Annotated in this window: 14 protein-coding genes; 7 read left to right on the top strand and 7 right to left on the bottom strand. The window is 55.1% G+C overall.

The annotated features are described in order from the left end of the window. Window positions 1-46: 46 nt before the first annotated feature. Window positions 47-961: a DMT family transporter gene (locus AAIG26_RS02330; protein ID WP_097406676.1), complete on the top strand. Its 915-nt coding sequence runs from the start codon at window positions 47-49 to the stop codon at window positions 959-961. On the opposite strand, the gene AAIG26_RS02325 is transcribed toward AAIG26_RS02330, so the two are convergent. Together AAIG26_RS02325 and AAIG26_RS02320 are read right to left on the bottom strand one after the other, a co-directional pair. Next, window positions 948-1,616, bottom strand: a complete 669-nt coding sequence (locus tag AAIG26_RS02325; RefSeq protein ID WP_045508198.1) for a DUF3313 domain-containing protein — start codon at window positions 1,614-1,616, stop codon at window positions 948-950. The two genes, AAIG26_RS02330 and AAIG26_RS02325, sit on opposite strands and share 14 nt — an antisense overlap. Window positions 1,617-1,783: 167 nt before the next feature. Beyond that, complete coding sequence (locus AAIG26_RS02320) at window positions 1,784-3,379, bottom strand: ABC transporter substrate-binding protein (RefSeq protein WP_343179529.1); 1,596 nt, start codon at window positions 3,377-3,379, stop codon at window positions 1,784-1,786. A gap of 106 nt (window positions 3,380-3,485) precedes the next feature. On the opposite strand from AAIG26_RS02320, the gene pepT reads away from it, so the two are divergent. Continuing rightward, window positions 3,486-4,715, top strand: a complete 1,230-nt coding sequence (pepT, locus tag AAIG26_RS02315; protein WP_343179528.1) for a peptidase T — start codon at window positions 3,486-3,488, stop codon at window positions 4,713-4,715. Window positions 4,716-4,973: 258 nt separating this feature from the next. Here the strand turns inward: pepT and tehB are convergent, their stop codons facing one another. Beyond that, window positions 4,974-5,570, bottom strand: a complete 597-nt coding sequence (gene tehB / locus AAIG26_RS02310) for a tellurite resistance methyltransferase TehB (protein WP_343179527.1) — start codon at window positions 5,568-5,570, stop codon at window positions 4,974-4,976. 125 nt (window positions 5,571-5,695) lie between these two features. On the opposite strand from tehB, the gene ydcK reads away from it, so the two are divergent. From ydcK to AAIG26_RS02285, 5 genes are all read left to right on the top strand, one after another. After that, window positions 5,696-6,676, top strand: a complete 981-nt coding sequence (ydcK, locus tag AAIG26_RS02305) for a YdcK family protein (RefSeq protein ID WP_343179526.1) — start codon at window positions 5,696-5,698, stop codon at window positions 6,674-6,676. 363 nt (window positions 6,677-7,039) lie between these two features. Further along, complete coding sequence (locus tag AAIG26_RS02300; protein ID WP_343179525.1) at window positions 7,040-8,095, top strand: catalase family peroxidase; 1,056 nt, start codon at window positions 7,040-7,042, stop codon at window positions 8,093-8,095. Then, window positions 8,092-8,628, top strand: a complete 537-nt coding sequence (locus AAIG26_RS02295) for a cytochrome b (protein ID WP_343179524.1) — start codon at window positions 8,092-8,094, stop codon at window positions 8,626-8,628. The genes AAIG26_RS02300 and AAIG26_RS02295 overlap by 4 nt, the downstream gene beginning before the upstream one ends. Before the next feature lie 9 nt (window positions 8,629-8,637). Next, window positions 8,638-9,144, top strand: coding sequence for an RNA polymerase sigma factor (locus AAIG26_RS02290; RefSeq protein ID WP_269231044.1), 507 nt, complete (start codon window positions 8,638-8,640; stop codon window positions 9,142-9,144). After that, complete coding sequence (locus tag AAIG26_RS02285) at window positions 9,141-9,887, top strand: anti-sigma factor (protein ID WP_343179523.1); 747 nt, start codon at window positions 9,141-9,143, stop codon at window positions 9,885-9,887. The genes AAIG26_RS02290 and AAIG26_RS02285 overlap by 4 nt, the downstream gene beginning before the upstream one ends. A gap of 5 nt (window positions 9,888-9,892) precedes the next feature. Here the strand turns inward: AAIG26_RS02285 and rimL are convergent, their stop codons facing one another. From rimL to AAIG26_RS02265, 4 genes are all read right to left on the bottom strand, one after another. Further along, on the bottom strand, window positions 9,893-10,435 hold the full coding sequence (gene rimL / locus AAIG26_RS02280) for a 50S ribosomal protein L7/L12-serine acetyltransferase (RefSeq protein WP_045508174.1): 543 nt from the start codon (window positions 10,433-10,435) through the stop codon (window positions 9,893-9,895). 45 nt (window positions 10,436-10,480) lie between these two features. After that, the gene (locus AAIG26_RS02275; RefSeq protein WP_044489646.1) at window positions 10,481-12,136 is read right to left on the bottom strand and encodes a glucan biosynthesis protein; all 1,656 of its coding nucleotides are present in this window, start codon (window positions 12,134-12,136) and stop codon (window positions 10,481-10,483) included. A 271-nt stretch (window positions 12,137-12,407) separates the two neighbouring features. Next, a complete protein-coding gene (locus AAIG26_RS02270; protein WP_097406822.1) occupies window positions 12,408-13,187 on the bottom strand; it encodes an ABC transporter substrate-binding protein in 780 nt (259 codons plus the stop codon). 12 nt (window positions 13,188-13,199) lie between these two features. After that, window positions 13,200-14,369: a pyridoxal phosphate-dependent aminotransferase gene (locus AAIG26_RS02265; RefSeq protein WP_343179522.1), complete on the bottom strand. Its 1,170-nt coding sequence runs from the start codon at window positions 14,367-14,369 to the stop codon at window positions 13,200-13,202. Between the last annotated feature and the right edge of the window lie 110 nt (window positions 14,370-14,479).

The raw sequence follows: 14,479 nt of genomic DNA, 5'->3' as shown, positions 1-14,479 counted from the left end.
GCGGTTTTGCCACACTCAGCATTCGTTTTACGCACTGGAACTCAATATGAACGCATTGCTGTACGGTTTGGTGGTGGTTATCTGGGGGACAACCTGGATTGCGATTTTTCTACAACAAGGGCCGGTCGCCGCGCCGGTGTCGATCTTCTGGCGCTTTGCACTGGCCACAGTGGCAATGATGCTGGTACTGCTGGCGCAGCGTAAGTTGCGCGCCCTGCCGCTGCGCGATCATCTGTTTTGCCTGCTCCAGGGCTGCTGCGTGTTTGGTTTTAACTTCTGGTGCTTCTATACCGCTGCGGCGTGGATCAGCACCGGGCTGGAGTCGGTGATCTTCTCGATGGCGGTCTTATTTAACGCGGTAAACAGTTATCTCTTTTTTGGTCAAAAGCCACCGGCGCGCTTTTTTGTCGCGGCGCTCCTCGGCCTGACGGGGATTGTCACGTTGTTCTGGGAGGATCTGGTCACCAGCGGCTGGAGCATAACGTTACTGATGGGGATTGGCCTGTCGGCGCTGGGCACGCTGGGTTTCTCGTTTGGCAATATGATAAGCCTCCGCCATCAGCGCAAAGGGCTGGAAACCATTACCACCAACAGTTGGGCGATGCTTTACGGCACGTTGATTATGGGAGCGATTGGCCTGCTGCGCGGTGACGATTTCACCCCGCAATGGACGGCCAGTTACCTGGGCGCGCTGGTCTACCTGGCGCTGTTCGGATCGGTGATTGGCTTTGGCGCGTATTTTACGCTGGTCGGGCGCATTGGCCCCAGCAAAGCGGCTTACAGCACCCTGCTGTTTCCGCTGGTTGCGCTGACGGTTTCGACGTTTTTCGAGGGCTATATCTGGCATTTCAATGGCGTTGCCGGGTTACTGCTGATCCTTACCGGCAATCTGGTGATGTTTGCCCGCCCGGAAACGTGGTTGGGCGGGCGCGGAACACGGCGAAAAGCTAACGCTTGCTGATATCAAACATCGTCGCGTCGGTCGCCATATCGTCAATGACTTGTTTCAGAGAGTCGACAGTGACCGGCGCATTTTCGTTATTCACATCTTTCCCTTGCCCCTGACGCACCACTTTCAGCACCGGCGCATTGGTCTGCGCGTCAATTAGCTCGCCTTCAAAATAGAGATGCGTGTTCATCGTGCGATGACCGGTTGCCATCTGCGTTCCCGCCACGACCATGGCCACCGGCACCACTTCATAGAACTGCAACCCCTGTTTGCTGGCGTCCACGCCGGTTATCGCCCCGCGGAAAATCAGGCTGTGCTGGCCTGGCGATGTCACCAGCGGTTTACGCGCGGCGGCGGCGGCTTTCAATTTGCTGTTGGTGTAGTTGAGAACGCCATCCAGCACCTGTTGATTTACCTGGCTGGTAGGTTTCGCCACCGGATAATAGACCACCGGGTGGTAGACAATACTGTCGTATTTCGCCGGATCAAAACCCGGCGCCACCCAGCGAAGTACCGGTTTACCGGTGGCGGAAGTGGTTTCCTGCAGCCCTGAATAATCTTTTAGAAACCCGGAGTATTTTTCCGGTTGCGTCACTTTTGACGCGCAGCCTGATAACGCCAGCAGGCCGGAAAAGACGGCAACGCTAACCAATGCATGAGTACGCATGAGGATGTCCCTGTGAGTGCGGAATTGCTCTTAAGGTATAGCAAACGCAGCGGCGTTTTGTGGGGGGAAAAACGGCAGCGTTGACAACGCCGATGCCTTCAAGGTTAACGCGCAGGGAAATGGGCGAGCAAACCGCTAACGTACAGGGTTCGCTCGCCCATTGATGGCTATTTCTTCAGATCTACTTGCCAGAAAATATGTTTGCCAAACGGGTCGATTTCGTAGCCCTGCACTTCTTTGCGTACCGGTTCGAAAATCGTTGAGTGGGCAATCATCACCGCTGGCATTTGATCATGCATCATCTGCTGCGCCTCTTTATACAGCGCGACACGTTTTTCATGGTCGGTTGTGGCTTTCGCTTCGGCGATAATTTTGTCAAATGGCGCGTAACACCATTTCGCCGAGTTAGAGCCGCCATTGGCAGAAGTACAGGTAAACAGCGGGCCAAAGAAGTTATCCGGATCGCCGGTAGCGGTAGTCCAGCCCATCAAGGCTGCCTGGTGTTCGCCGCCCTTCACCCGTTTCAGGTATTCGCCCCACTCATAAGTGACGATTCTGGTCTGCACGCCCACTTTCGCCCAGTCGGCCTGGATCATCTCGGCCATCCGTTTGGCGTTCGGGTTATAGGGGCGTTGCACCGGCATGGCCCATAAATCGATGGTTGTTCCCGGCGCAAATCCGGCCTCTTTCAGCAGCGCTTTGGCTTTTTCCGGATCGTAGTCGTAATCCTTCAGTTCGCTATCCGCGCTCCAGACGCCCGGCGGCAGCAGGTTTTTCGCTGCGGTGCCCGTACCCTGGAACACGGCCTGAATGATCGCCGGTTTGTTGATCGCCATCGCCAGCGCCTGGCGCACTTTGACATTATCCAGCGGCGCTTTTTGCGTATTGAACGACAGGAACCCGGTGTTTAACCCGGCTTTGCTCATCAGCGTGATGTCTTTATTCTCTTTCAGGCGCGGTAAATCGGCCGGATTGGGGAATGGCATGACCTGGCACTCGTTCTTCTCCAGTTTTGCCACCCGCACGGACGCATCCGGCGTGATGCTGAAGACCAGACGATCAATTTTGGCTTTGCCCTGCCAGTAGCCGTCGAACGCGGTAAACAGAATGCGCGAATCTTTCTGGTACTGCGCCAGGCGGAACGGGCCGGTGCCAATCGGATCAATATCGACACGTTCCGGGGTTCCTGCCTTTAACATCACATCGGCGTATTCCGCTGAGAGGATCGACGCAAAATACCAGCCAAGATCGGCGACAAACGGCGCTTCCGGGTGCGCCAGCGTAAAGCGCACCGTATGGTCGTCGAGTTTATCAATCGCGGTGATCAGCGAACCGAACTCCAGGCTTTCAAAGTTCGAGTAAGTGCCGTTAGAGACATTGTGATAGGGATTACTGGCGTCTTTTTGCCGCATAAACGAGAAGATCACATCATCGGCATTGAAGTCGCGCGTTGGCGTGAAGTATTTATTGCTCTGGAATTTCACCCCCTTGCGCAGATGGAAGGTGTAAATCTTGCCGTCTTCACTGACATCCCAGCTTTCCGCGAGGCTGGGTTGCAGTTGCGTGGTGCCCACTTTGAAATCCACCAGCCGGTTGTAGACCGGCACCGCGCTGGCATCCACGCTGGTGCCCGAGGTATAGAGTTGTGGGTTGAAATTTTCCGGCGAGCCTTCCGAGCAATAGACCAGCGTTTTCGCCGCCACAGAAGAACTCACTATCATCGCGGCCAACGCCAGAGCAAGTGTTGTCGGTTTGCTAATCATAGTTTTTCCTGTTGTTTTATTGTAAAGGCTTGTTGTTTGCCCTCTCATAAATAACATTAAAGTGAATTTGCAAACACCTGATAATTCGAATAAAGAAGGAATCACTATGACGTCGTCGCTCTCCAGTCAATTAACGCATCGCTTCTTTCGCTATCTCAGCATCACCAGCCAAAGCGATCCGGCGGCCACCACTTTACCCACCACCGTCGGGCAGTTTGATATGGCGCGTGAACTGGCTAATGAGTTGAAAACACTGGGTCTTGAAGAGATCATTATTGACGATCACGCGACCGTCACCGCCGTCAAAAAAGGCAATGTTCCCGGTGCGCCGCGCATTGGTTTTATCACCCATATCGACACCGTGGACGTCGGTTTATCCCCGCATATTCATCCACAGATCCTGCGCTTTGAGGGGCAAGATCTCTGCCTGAACCGCGCGCAGGATATCTGGCTGCGCGTTGATGAGCACCCGGAGATCCTCGCTTATCCGAATGAGGAGATAATCTTCAGTGACGGCACCAGCGTACTCGGTGCGGATAACAAAGCCGCGGTTACCGTGGTGATGACGCTGCTGGAAAACCTGACGCCAGAACAGCGTCACGGCGATATCGTGGTGGCCTTTGTACCCGATGAAGAAGTGGGCCTGCGTGGCGCGAAGGCGCTGGATTTAGCGCGTTTTGATGTTGATTTTGCCTGGACAATCGACTGCTGCGAACTGGGCGAAATCGTTTACGAGAACTTTAACGCCGCCAGCGCGCAAATTCAGTTTACCGGGGTGACCGCGCACCCGATGTCGGCGAAAGGCGTGCTGGTGAACCCGCTGTTAATGGCGATGGATTACATCAGCCACTTCGATCGTCAACAAACGCCGGAGCACACGGAAGGACGCGAAGGTTATATCTGGTTTAACGGTATCAATGCCGTGCAGAGCTACGCCACGCTGAACGCCAACATTCGTGATTTCGACAGCGAGAGTTTTGCTAAACGCAAACAGCAAATCGCCGATGTTGCGGCAAAAATTGCGGCTCAGTATCCCACCGCGAAAGTGGAGTACAGCATCAGCGATACCTACAGCAATATCAGCAACGCGATTGGCGAAGATCGCCGGGCGATTGATTTACTGTTCACAGCCATGGAATCACTGGGTATCACGCCAAAACCGACGCCGATGCGCGGCGGCACCGACGGTGCGGCGCTTTCTGCTAAAGGTTTGCTGACGCCAAATTTCTTCACCGGCGCGCATAACTTCCACTCGCGTTTTGAGTTCCTGCCGCTACGCGCTTTCGAAGCCTCTTATAACGTTGCGCTACAACTTTGCCAGCTGGCGGCGCGTTAAAACAGACCGGGGATGGCGTCGGAACGGTGTTCACCCCGTAATGATAGTCCGATCTAACCTGCCGGATGGCCTTGTAATCCGGCATTTGCTACCCATGTGATGGCAATTTATCCCCGTCATCCTTCAACCGTTTGCAGGAGGCATTTACCCGGCGAATAGAGGGAAATGGCGCAGTAGAGATTGAAAGAGAAATATTGAGGGCTGGCAGTAAAAACCGGAGGCCAGCTTCCGGCGCTTTTACTGCCGCAGCAGGATAAGTTACGCGGATTTGCGTGCCAGCATCGTGGCGAAACGTAATTTGATGCGGTTACCGTTGGCATCGGTGCGGTGAAGTTCACCCACCTCTTCGTTGTATTTCAGCAGTTCCCAACCGGCGTAGTAATCGCGTAACTCCCCCTCTTTAAAGGCAAACGGGAAGCCGACCGTGCACGGGAAATCTGCCGTGTCCATTGCCGCGACAATCAGGTTATAGCCGCCGGGTTTGGTGCAGCGCTGCATATTGGCAATCAGCCCCGGGATGGTTTTCGCTTCCAGAAACATCAGCACTACGGTCGAGAGAATAAAATCGTACTCACCATCAAAACTGAGATGGTTGAGATCAACCGCCTCAATATGTAAGTTTTCCAGCCCTTCTGTTTCACGAATATTTTGTAAATTGCCCAGACTGTTCGGGTTTTTATCCCACGCGGTGACATCAAAACCCCGGTTGGCGAGAAACAGACTGTTGCGGCCATTACCGCAGCCGAGATCCAGCGCTTTCCCCGGCTGGACATAATTCATGGCGTTAAGCACTTCCGAATGGGTCGGGGTCATGCTGTATTTTTCAGTAAAGTAGTTATCAGTGCGGGTGGTCATGCTGTTCCTCAATACGTCGCGAATTTATAAGTTGCATTTTTTGTGCATTTTATTGGTTTCGCTGGCGGATAGCCAGCGGCGTAAAATTTGCTACGTTTAACTCAGGCAGATGGGGGAAATGTAGCATGAATAAGTATCGGCTCAGTGATGAGCAACGGACAATGCATTACCAGATTGGCGGCGAGAAGCGATCCGTCGCCCTGCGCCAGATTATTGCCCTGCGTGATTTCAACGATGTTGTGGCGGGCAGCGCCGGTGGCTGGGTCGATAATGAAAACGTGCTCGATCAGCAAGGAAACTGCTGGATTTACGATGAAAACAGCATGGTTTTTCTTGGCAGCGCAGTGCGTGGCAATGCGCGGATCACCCAGCCGTGCGTCATTTGCCACGATGTCGTGATTGCGGACAACGCCTGGGTTGACGGCAGTGAGATAAGCCACGGCGCGAAATTAAGTGACAACGTCACCATTCAGGCCTCTACGGTGCGCGGTGGATGTCATTTACGCGGCGATGCGCGCATTCTCAGCGGCTGCGACATCATTGCCGCGAAAGGTTTAACGCTGGATAACGAACAAATTTTGCAGATTTACGATCGCGCCACCGTCAGCCATTCGCGCGTGGTGCATCAGGCGCAAATTTATGGCGATGCCATCGTCAATTACGCCTTTATTGAACACCGCGCCGAAGTCTTTGATTTCGCCCTGCTCGAAGGCAATGAGCTCAATGATGTCTGGGTGTGCGACTGCGCCAAAGTGTATGGCGCCGCACGCGTGGTCGCCGGGACGCTTGACGATGAGATCCCGACCATTCGCTACAGCTCGCAGGTAGCCGAAAACGCCGTCGTTGAAGGCAACTGTATTTTAAAACACCACGTGCTGGTAGGCGGTCGCGCCTGGCTACGCGGCGGGCCATTGCAGCTGGATGAAAAAGTGGTGATTCAGGGCAATGCGCGCATTCACGGTAATGTGCTGATCGAGCATCAGATTGAAATTTACGGCGATGCGGTCGTCGAGGCGCAGGAAGGCGAAAGCATTCTGTTACGCGGGCCGAAAGTGATTAACGACACGCAGCACATTACCCGCACGCCGCTGGTTGGCTCTTTATAAGTTGCTTGTCTGTTATCAAAGCCGACGTCGTTTATCCGCGACTTTTCATATTGTTGCAGGTGGTTTATGAAACACCCGGCGGAGAAAACGAACCCCCTGATCTGTTCACTTTCCTCCTGCCAGGCTGTGGGGTTTTCGCTTCAACAACCTTTGCGCAGTTTTTGTAAATCGTAGCGGCCGTCACCCGGCTGGCGGCAAAGACGGCACCTTTGCCACGCGCTTTGCGACGAGAAATCCCTGATTACACCGGGCCTGCAACGAACACTCTGTTGCAGGTTTTTTTCACAAAAAATTTTTTCTTTCGTGTGGAATAAACCCGCCGTTGCTTCGTCTTATCCGCTCATGATTAGCAGGTGAGCGACTATGACAAACACTCCTTTTACGACCGGCCAGATCCTTGCACGCCTTGCGGCAATCGCATTTGTTCCGCTGGTGTTGATTGCACTGTTCCTGTGGGGCGGAGGCAGGTTAACTCCTGCGCGCCTGAGCGCAGATAAACTGGTTAATGTCTTACAACAAGCGGGCGGCGCGCATCCGGGCTATCGGCGAAATCACGCCAAAGGGCTCTGCGTTACGGGCAGTTTTATCTCTAACGGTAATGCCAGCACGCTATCGCGCGCCTCGGTATTTGCTGTCGGAGAAACGCCAGTAACCGGGCGTTTTGCCATTGCCGGAGGAAATCCCGCCGCGCCGGATTATGCTGTGCCTGTACGTAGCCTGGCGCTGGCGTTTCAGTTAGCAAACGGTGAACAGTGGCGCACCGGCATGAACGCAATGCCCTTCTTCCCGGTCTCCACCGTTGAGCAATTCTATGAATTACAGGTTGCCTCGCTGCCCGATGCGGCAACCGGCAAACCGGATGCCGGGAAATTCAAAGCCTTCGTGCAAAAGAACCCGGAGGTCGCGCCGTTTCTGGCATGGGCAAAACAGAATGTGCCTTCGTCGAGCTGGGCCAGCGATCGGTTTAACAGCCTGAACGCATTCCGGTTTATGGATAAAGCAGATGTCGCGCATCTGGTGCGCTGGAGCATGGTGCCACACACCGATTATCAGCCCATCAGCGCCGACGAAAAGCGTGATAAAAATTTCCTGCAAACGGATCTCAAACAGCGTCTGGCACAGGGGCCACTGAAATGGGATCTGCTGATCACCGTCGCCCAGCCGGGGGATGATGGCAGCAATGCGGCGAAAGTCTGGCCGGCCGACCGGCAAACCATCAACGCCGGAACGCTGGTTCTCACCCGGGCAACCGAACAGCAAAACGGGCCATGCAATGACATCAATTACGATCCGCTGATCCTGCCGGATGGCATTGCCGCCTCCGACGATCCGTTACTCAATGCGCGTTCTGCGGCTTATGCTAAATCTTACAATGCGCGCACCCGTGAACAATCCGCCCAGGCTGGAGCTCATTTATGAAACAGGTTGCCTATTTCCACCCGGCACTGCGCGTGCTGCACTGGTTAATGGCGGCGGCGATCATCGCGATGCTGTTTATTGGCGTCGTGATGGTTTCCACCGTCTCATCCCTGCACAGTTTGTTGGTGTCGATCCACAAACCACTGGGTTTGATGATTTTTGTGCTGGTGCTGGTTCGTCTGTGGCTGCGGTTTTATACTGCCACGCCGGCGTTACCGGCGACGCTTGCGGGCTGGCAACGCGCCATGGCGCATCTTTCACACTGGGCGCTCTATGCCATGATGCTTGCGCAACCGCTGATTGGCTGGGGAATGCTCTCGGCAGCGGGCTATCCGGTGACTGTCAGCGGTTGGGTGTTGCCACCTGTCCTGCCGGTGAATAATGATACTTACGCACTACTGCGGCCACTGCATTCCCTGGTGGCGCTGGCGCTGTTCGCAACGGTGATGCTGCATCTGGCCGCCGCACTGTTTCATGCCCTCGTGCTCCGCGATGGCGTTTTTGAAAGTATGTCGGGAACCCGCAAGCGATGAAGGCAAGCTATGCAACTGACTGATGATGAGATTCGTCAGGTGATGCCACATTTGCAACGCTTTGCGCTGTGGCTAACCCGCAACCCGCACAGCGCGGAAGATTTGGTGCAAAGCTGCCTGATGAAAGCGCTGACGCGTAGCCCAAATAGTGATGGCGAACGGAGCCTGCGCGCCTGGCTGTTCGCCATTCTTTACCGTCAATTTATTGACGGCGAGCGGCGTAAGCGGCGGTATATGAAAATCCTCGCCTTTTTCACTGGCGAGGAGACCACCGGCGCGTCAACCGAGTCACTGGTCATGGCGGATGATACGCTGGCGGTGTTCGCCACGCTGCCGACCGATTATCGTGCCATTCTGTTGCTGGTGAGCATTGAAGGGCTGAGTTATAAAGAAGTCGCCCAAACGCTCGATATCCCGACCGGCACCGTGATGTCGCGCCTGTCGCGCGCACGTAAATTGCTACATGAGAAATTAGACGGTACGGCAGCGCCGCTGCCGCTGAGGAGACTGAAATGACGTTGCCACCGGATGAACACGATCTGCATGCCTGGATGGATGGCGAAACCGATGAGGCGACCTCAGCGCGTATCGAGCGCTATCTGGCAGAAAACCCCGACGCCGCCGCGCAGGTTGCAGGCTGGCGGCGTGACGCGCAGCAACTCCGCCAGGCCATGAGCCACCAAACTATCGCCCTGGAAAAACCGGAGCCACACTATTTACGCCGCCAGGTACGCCAGCAGCGACAGTGGAAACTGGCCACCGCGTTCGCGCTGGTACTGGCGTTAAGCGTGGGCGGTTATACGGGCTGGGAGCTGAAAGAGTCGCAGATGTTAATGACTCATCAGCCGATGGAGGACGCGGTTCAGGCTTATAAACTCTTTGATAACGCCGCCGTCACGCCAATGGATGTGGTGGCAAGCCAGCAAACCGAACTCACCCGCTGGGTCGCCCGGTATTTTATTAACGGTAACCAGCCGCCGAATCTCGAACAGTATGGTTTCACCTTATCCGGTGCGCGGCTTATCGCCACCGCGCAAGGCCCGGCGGCGCTGATTATGTATCAGGACAGGAACGGAACCCGGGTCGGCTGGTATATCCGCCCGTTAAGCCCGGTCAAACTTCCTCACGGGGAACGCGAGGCCGAAGATGTGATGGCCCAGTACTGGAGTGATGATCACTACAACTACGCGCTGGTCACACCGATGAACTCACCGGCGGTAAACGGCCTGCGCAAAGCGGTGTCGCAGGCCACCAGTTAGCGCGATCAGGCCTTATCGACGATCTTCGCCCAGATATTCTGATCGTCGTAGCTGCCGTTGAGAAATTCTGCCTGTTTAAGGCAGCCTTCGAGCGTAAAGCCGTTGCGCCCGGCAACCTGATTGCTGGCATGATTCGCCACCCGGCATTTGATGACAAAGCGGCGGATATCGCCGCGGCGGGCATAAAAATCGATCATTGCCTGCATGGCCTGAGACAATATCCCCTGCCGCTGGCACTCCTCATCCAGCCAGTAGCCGATATAAGCCGTTTTGTTTAACGGCTCAATCGCGTTAAACGCCAGCACGCCCACCAGCACATCGTCGCGCACAATCATGAACATCTTGGCGTAGCCGCGCTGGTGTAAAAGTATATTGCTCTGCACGGTTTTACGGGTGTCATCAACGGACGTGACCGACTGCGGCCAGTTGAGAAACTGCTGTAGCCAGTCGCGGTTTTTGACAATTAACTGGTGCAGATCGTGCACAAACCGCTCGTCGGCGGCATGCAGCGTCAGATGGTCATTCACCGGTATAACGGTATCGTCCATTGCGGCTCCATAAAGCATTCGCCCCCTGACGGGGGCGAAGCGGGTTTAGCGCATGACGCGGTCATCAACGTAGTTACGTTTGTCCGGCGCGGGCGGGAAGTATTGATAAAGCCAGGTTTCGCTGATGGCGTCGCCCTGGCAGCGCAGGAACAGACGCATGTCTACCGGATCGGTGGAATCATTGGTCGGATACCAGTCGAACAGAATGCGATAACCGTCAAACGGTTCGACATAGAGGATCTCAACCTGTTTCGCTTCCCCGTTTGAAAGCGTGATGACCGGCTCAATGCCTTTCGGCGCGGCCGCTTTCAGGTCACCGCCAACAAAATCAATGGCGAAACGACGCGCCCATTTATCCGGATAGTGTTCGCCCGGCGCCCAGCCTTCCGGGAAACCGCCCATGCCGGTACGGGTGGCGTAAACGCGGGCCAGCGGAGAACGCACCGGCGGCATCGCACTCCAGTACAAGCGGTACTGGAAGGCAAAATCATCGCCCGCTTTGACCGGTTTTTCCGGCTGCCAGAAGCAGACAATGTTATCCAGCGTTTCGCCGGTGGTCGGGATCTCCATCAGGCTGACCGCCCCTTTGCCCCACTTGTTACGCGGCTCCACCCACAGACTCGGGCGTTTGTTGTACCAGCCCATCACATCCTGGTAGTGGGAGAAATCACGATCGAGTTGCAGCAGGCCGAACCCTTTCGGGTTTTCATCCTGATAAGCGTTGAACTGCAATTTTTGCGGGTTGTTCAGCGGGCGGCAGATCCACTCCCCGTTCCCGCGCCACATCGCCAGACGATCGGAGTCGTGGATTTGCGGATGAATGGTATCGCAGACGCGGCGCTCGTTATTACCGCAGCTGAACATACTGGTCATCGGCGCGATACCCAGTTGCTTAATGTCTTTGCGCGCATACAGGCGGTTATCGACATCCATGATCACCTGGCTCTCTTCGCAGTGGATCACGAACTTATACGCCCCGGTAATACTCGGGCTGTCGAGCAACGCATAAACGGTAAAGGTGGTGTCGGCGGGTTTTGCCGTCTCAAACCAGAAGGCGGTGAAATCCGGGAACTCTTCCGGCGTATCGGTAAAGGTATCAATCGCCACGCCGCGTGCGGAAAGACCGTACTGGAAGGTGCTGTCTACCGCGCGGAAATAGCTTGCGCCAAGGAACGAGACGATATCGCGGCGCGCCAGTTCAGGCGCTTTAAACGCGCGGAAACCGGCGAAACCAAGATCGCTTTGCCCTTCCAGCTGTTTGGTATCGACGCCCGCGTCGTGGTAGTTAAACAGCTCCGGGCGGAAGTGAATTTCACGCGCCTGGTGCGTCTCCTGGTCGAGGGAGAACATGCGAACGCGGCGGCGAAATCCCATGCCGACGTGGAAAAACTGCACGTCCAGCAGGCGGCCATCAACGTTGTTCCACAGCGAGTGCTGCGCATCGTACTGAATGCTGTTGTAAGCCTGCGGCGTTAGGTTCGCCAGCGTATTGGGAAGCGCTTTAGGCGCGCCGCCCCACTGCTGTTGCGCCAGATCGTGCGCCATGGACTGCAGCACGGAAAAATCAAAACGGCGGCTCTGTCCATCGGCGATGTCCGTTTCCGCCGCGAACGCCGCGCGGGAAAAGAGCGATGCAACACCGGTGGTGCCGTAAGTTGCGGCAAGGGCCATGGATGCTTGAATAAATCGTCTGCGGTTCATGCCTGGTAACACGTCCTTCTGGTCGTCAAATGGCATTTCGCGATGGCGCGAAACAGCGGCAAAAGCGTTCATTAATGAACGCATCACTCTAGACAAAATTCATTGAGAATCCAATTGTTGGCTGCCGAATATATGAACGAAACATGAAATATTTTCTGTCGATAAGAGCAGCCCGAAAGCGGCGTAAAGATCTGTATAACGGTGGGCGTTTGCGGCGGAAATAAAAAAGCGCCTGCCGGACATCAACGGCAGGCGCCAGAGTGGTCATGCTTTATTGTGCGCTGACACTAACATCAATGCCGGGGAAGTACTTCTCCGCCAGTTTTTTGATGGTGCCATCAGCGCGGATTTTATCGATGGCGGCATCAAGTTGCTTTTTGGTGGCCTCATCACCTTTACGCAGCCCGAAACCGATACCACTGCCGAGGATCGTATCGTCCGATACCGGTTTGCCAATAAAGCCAAACCCTTTCCCCTGCGGCTTGCTGAGGAAACCTGCCTGTCCCGCCGCCGACATCACCAGTGAGGCGTCAATGCGACCGTTCAGCAAATCTCCCCACGCCATATTCTGATCTTTATACGACACCACCGTGACACCGTGCTTTTCCCAGTGCTCTTTGGCGTAGGTTTCCTGAATTGATCCCTGCAACACGCCAATGGTTTTGCCTTTCAGCCCCTCGGCGGTCGCTTCCATGCCGTCGCCACTTTTGCCGACCAGTTGTGATGGAATGCGATAAATCGGCTGGGTGAAATCGATGCTTTTACGCCGCTGTTCGGTAATGTTCATCGCCGAGTTGATGGCATCGAATTTCTTGGCAGTCAGCCCTGGGATCAAGGCGTCAAACGAGGTTTCCACCCAGCTACATTTCAGTTGCGCCGCTTTGCAGACAGCGTTCCCCAGTTCGATATCAAAACCTTCCAGTTCACCTGACGCGTTGCGGCTTTCAAACGGGGGATATTCCGCTTCCACGCCGTAACGCAGCGCGTTTTCGGCAAACGAGGAGAATGAGCAGAGCAAACCCATGCCCAGACAGAGTGCTTTGAATTTCATCATTAACGCTCCTTAGCGTGGCTTAACACGACACAGGGCCTGCGCGCCTGCTCTTAATGTTGCCTCATCTTTCGCAAAAGAGAGGCGGATCAACTTGTTATCTGTACCATCGGTATAAAACGCCGACAACGGAATGGTGGCGACCCCGCAGTCGATAATCAGCCTTTTTACCATCTCGCTGTCGCTTTCATCGCTGAAGTGGCTGTAATCCGCCAGCAGGAAAAACGATCCGGCGCTGGGTAGTAAACGAAACGGCGACTCAGCGAGCAAGGTTTGCAGCAGGTCGCGCTTACGCTGGTAAAACGCCGCCAGCGACAGCCAACCCTGCGGGTCACGCATATGATCGGCAAAGGCATGCTGCATGGGGGTATCGGCGGAAAACATCAAAAACTGGTGTACTTTGCAGAGCTCATCCATCAGTTCCGCAGGCGCAACGCAGTATCCCACGCGCCAGCCCGTCACATGATAGGTCTTGCCAAACGACGAGATAATCACGCTGCGCTCCGCCAGTTGCGGATGGGTTGCCATGCCGTGATGCGGCTCGCCGTCGAATACCACATGTTCGTAAACTTCATCGGAGAGGATCACAATATCGGTGTGCCGGGTGATCGCCGCCAGTTGCTCAAGATCGGCGCGGGAAAACACCTGCCCGCTGGGGTTGTGCGGCGTGTTCACGATAATCATGCGCGTGCGCGGTGTGATTGCCGCGCGCACTTCGTTCCAGTTCACCGCGAAATCCGGCACCGTCAGTTTGATGGCTACAGGCGTTGCCCCCTGCAAACGGACAATGGGCGCGTAGCTGTCGAACGAGGGTTCAAAGTAAATCACTTCATCACCCGGATGCACCAGCCCGCTGATAGTCGAGTACAACCCTTCGCTGGCGCTGGCGGTGATAAGAATTTCACTGTCTACGTCGTAATCCGTGCGGTACAGCTCGCTGATTTTCTGCGCAATCCGCTCTTTTAACGGGCGCAGACCGGTCATTGATGCGTACTGGTTATGATTGGCCTGCATGGCGCGCGTCACCCCGGCAATCAGCTGCGGATCGCAAGGAAAGTTGGGCGCGCCCTGAGAAAGGTTTATCGCATTATGTTCGGCGGAAAGCTGGCCGATAACGGTAAAAATGGTGGTGCCGACATCGGGTAATTTGGAGCGAGTTTTCACCGGGGTACGCAGAGTCATGCCTGATCCTTTCACATAAAAAGTGCATAACCATTCAAACCAAACCCTGTTGAGCCGACAACCGAATTGTTGTCATAATAGCCATGAATAAATTGCATAGCTGGAGTTGT

This window comes from Kosakonia sp. PSU_27 (assembly GCF_039409795.1).
Classification (GTDB): Bacteria; Pseudomonadota; Gammaproteobacteria; order Enterobacterales; family Enterobacteriaceae; genus Kosakonia.
Note: the sequence above shows the minus strand (reverse complement) of the source record. Positions and strands in the feature narration are given on the sequence as shown.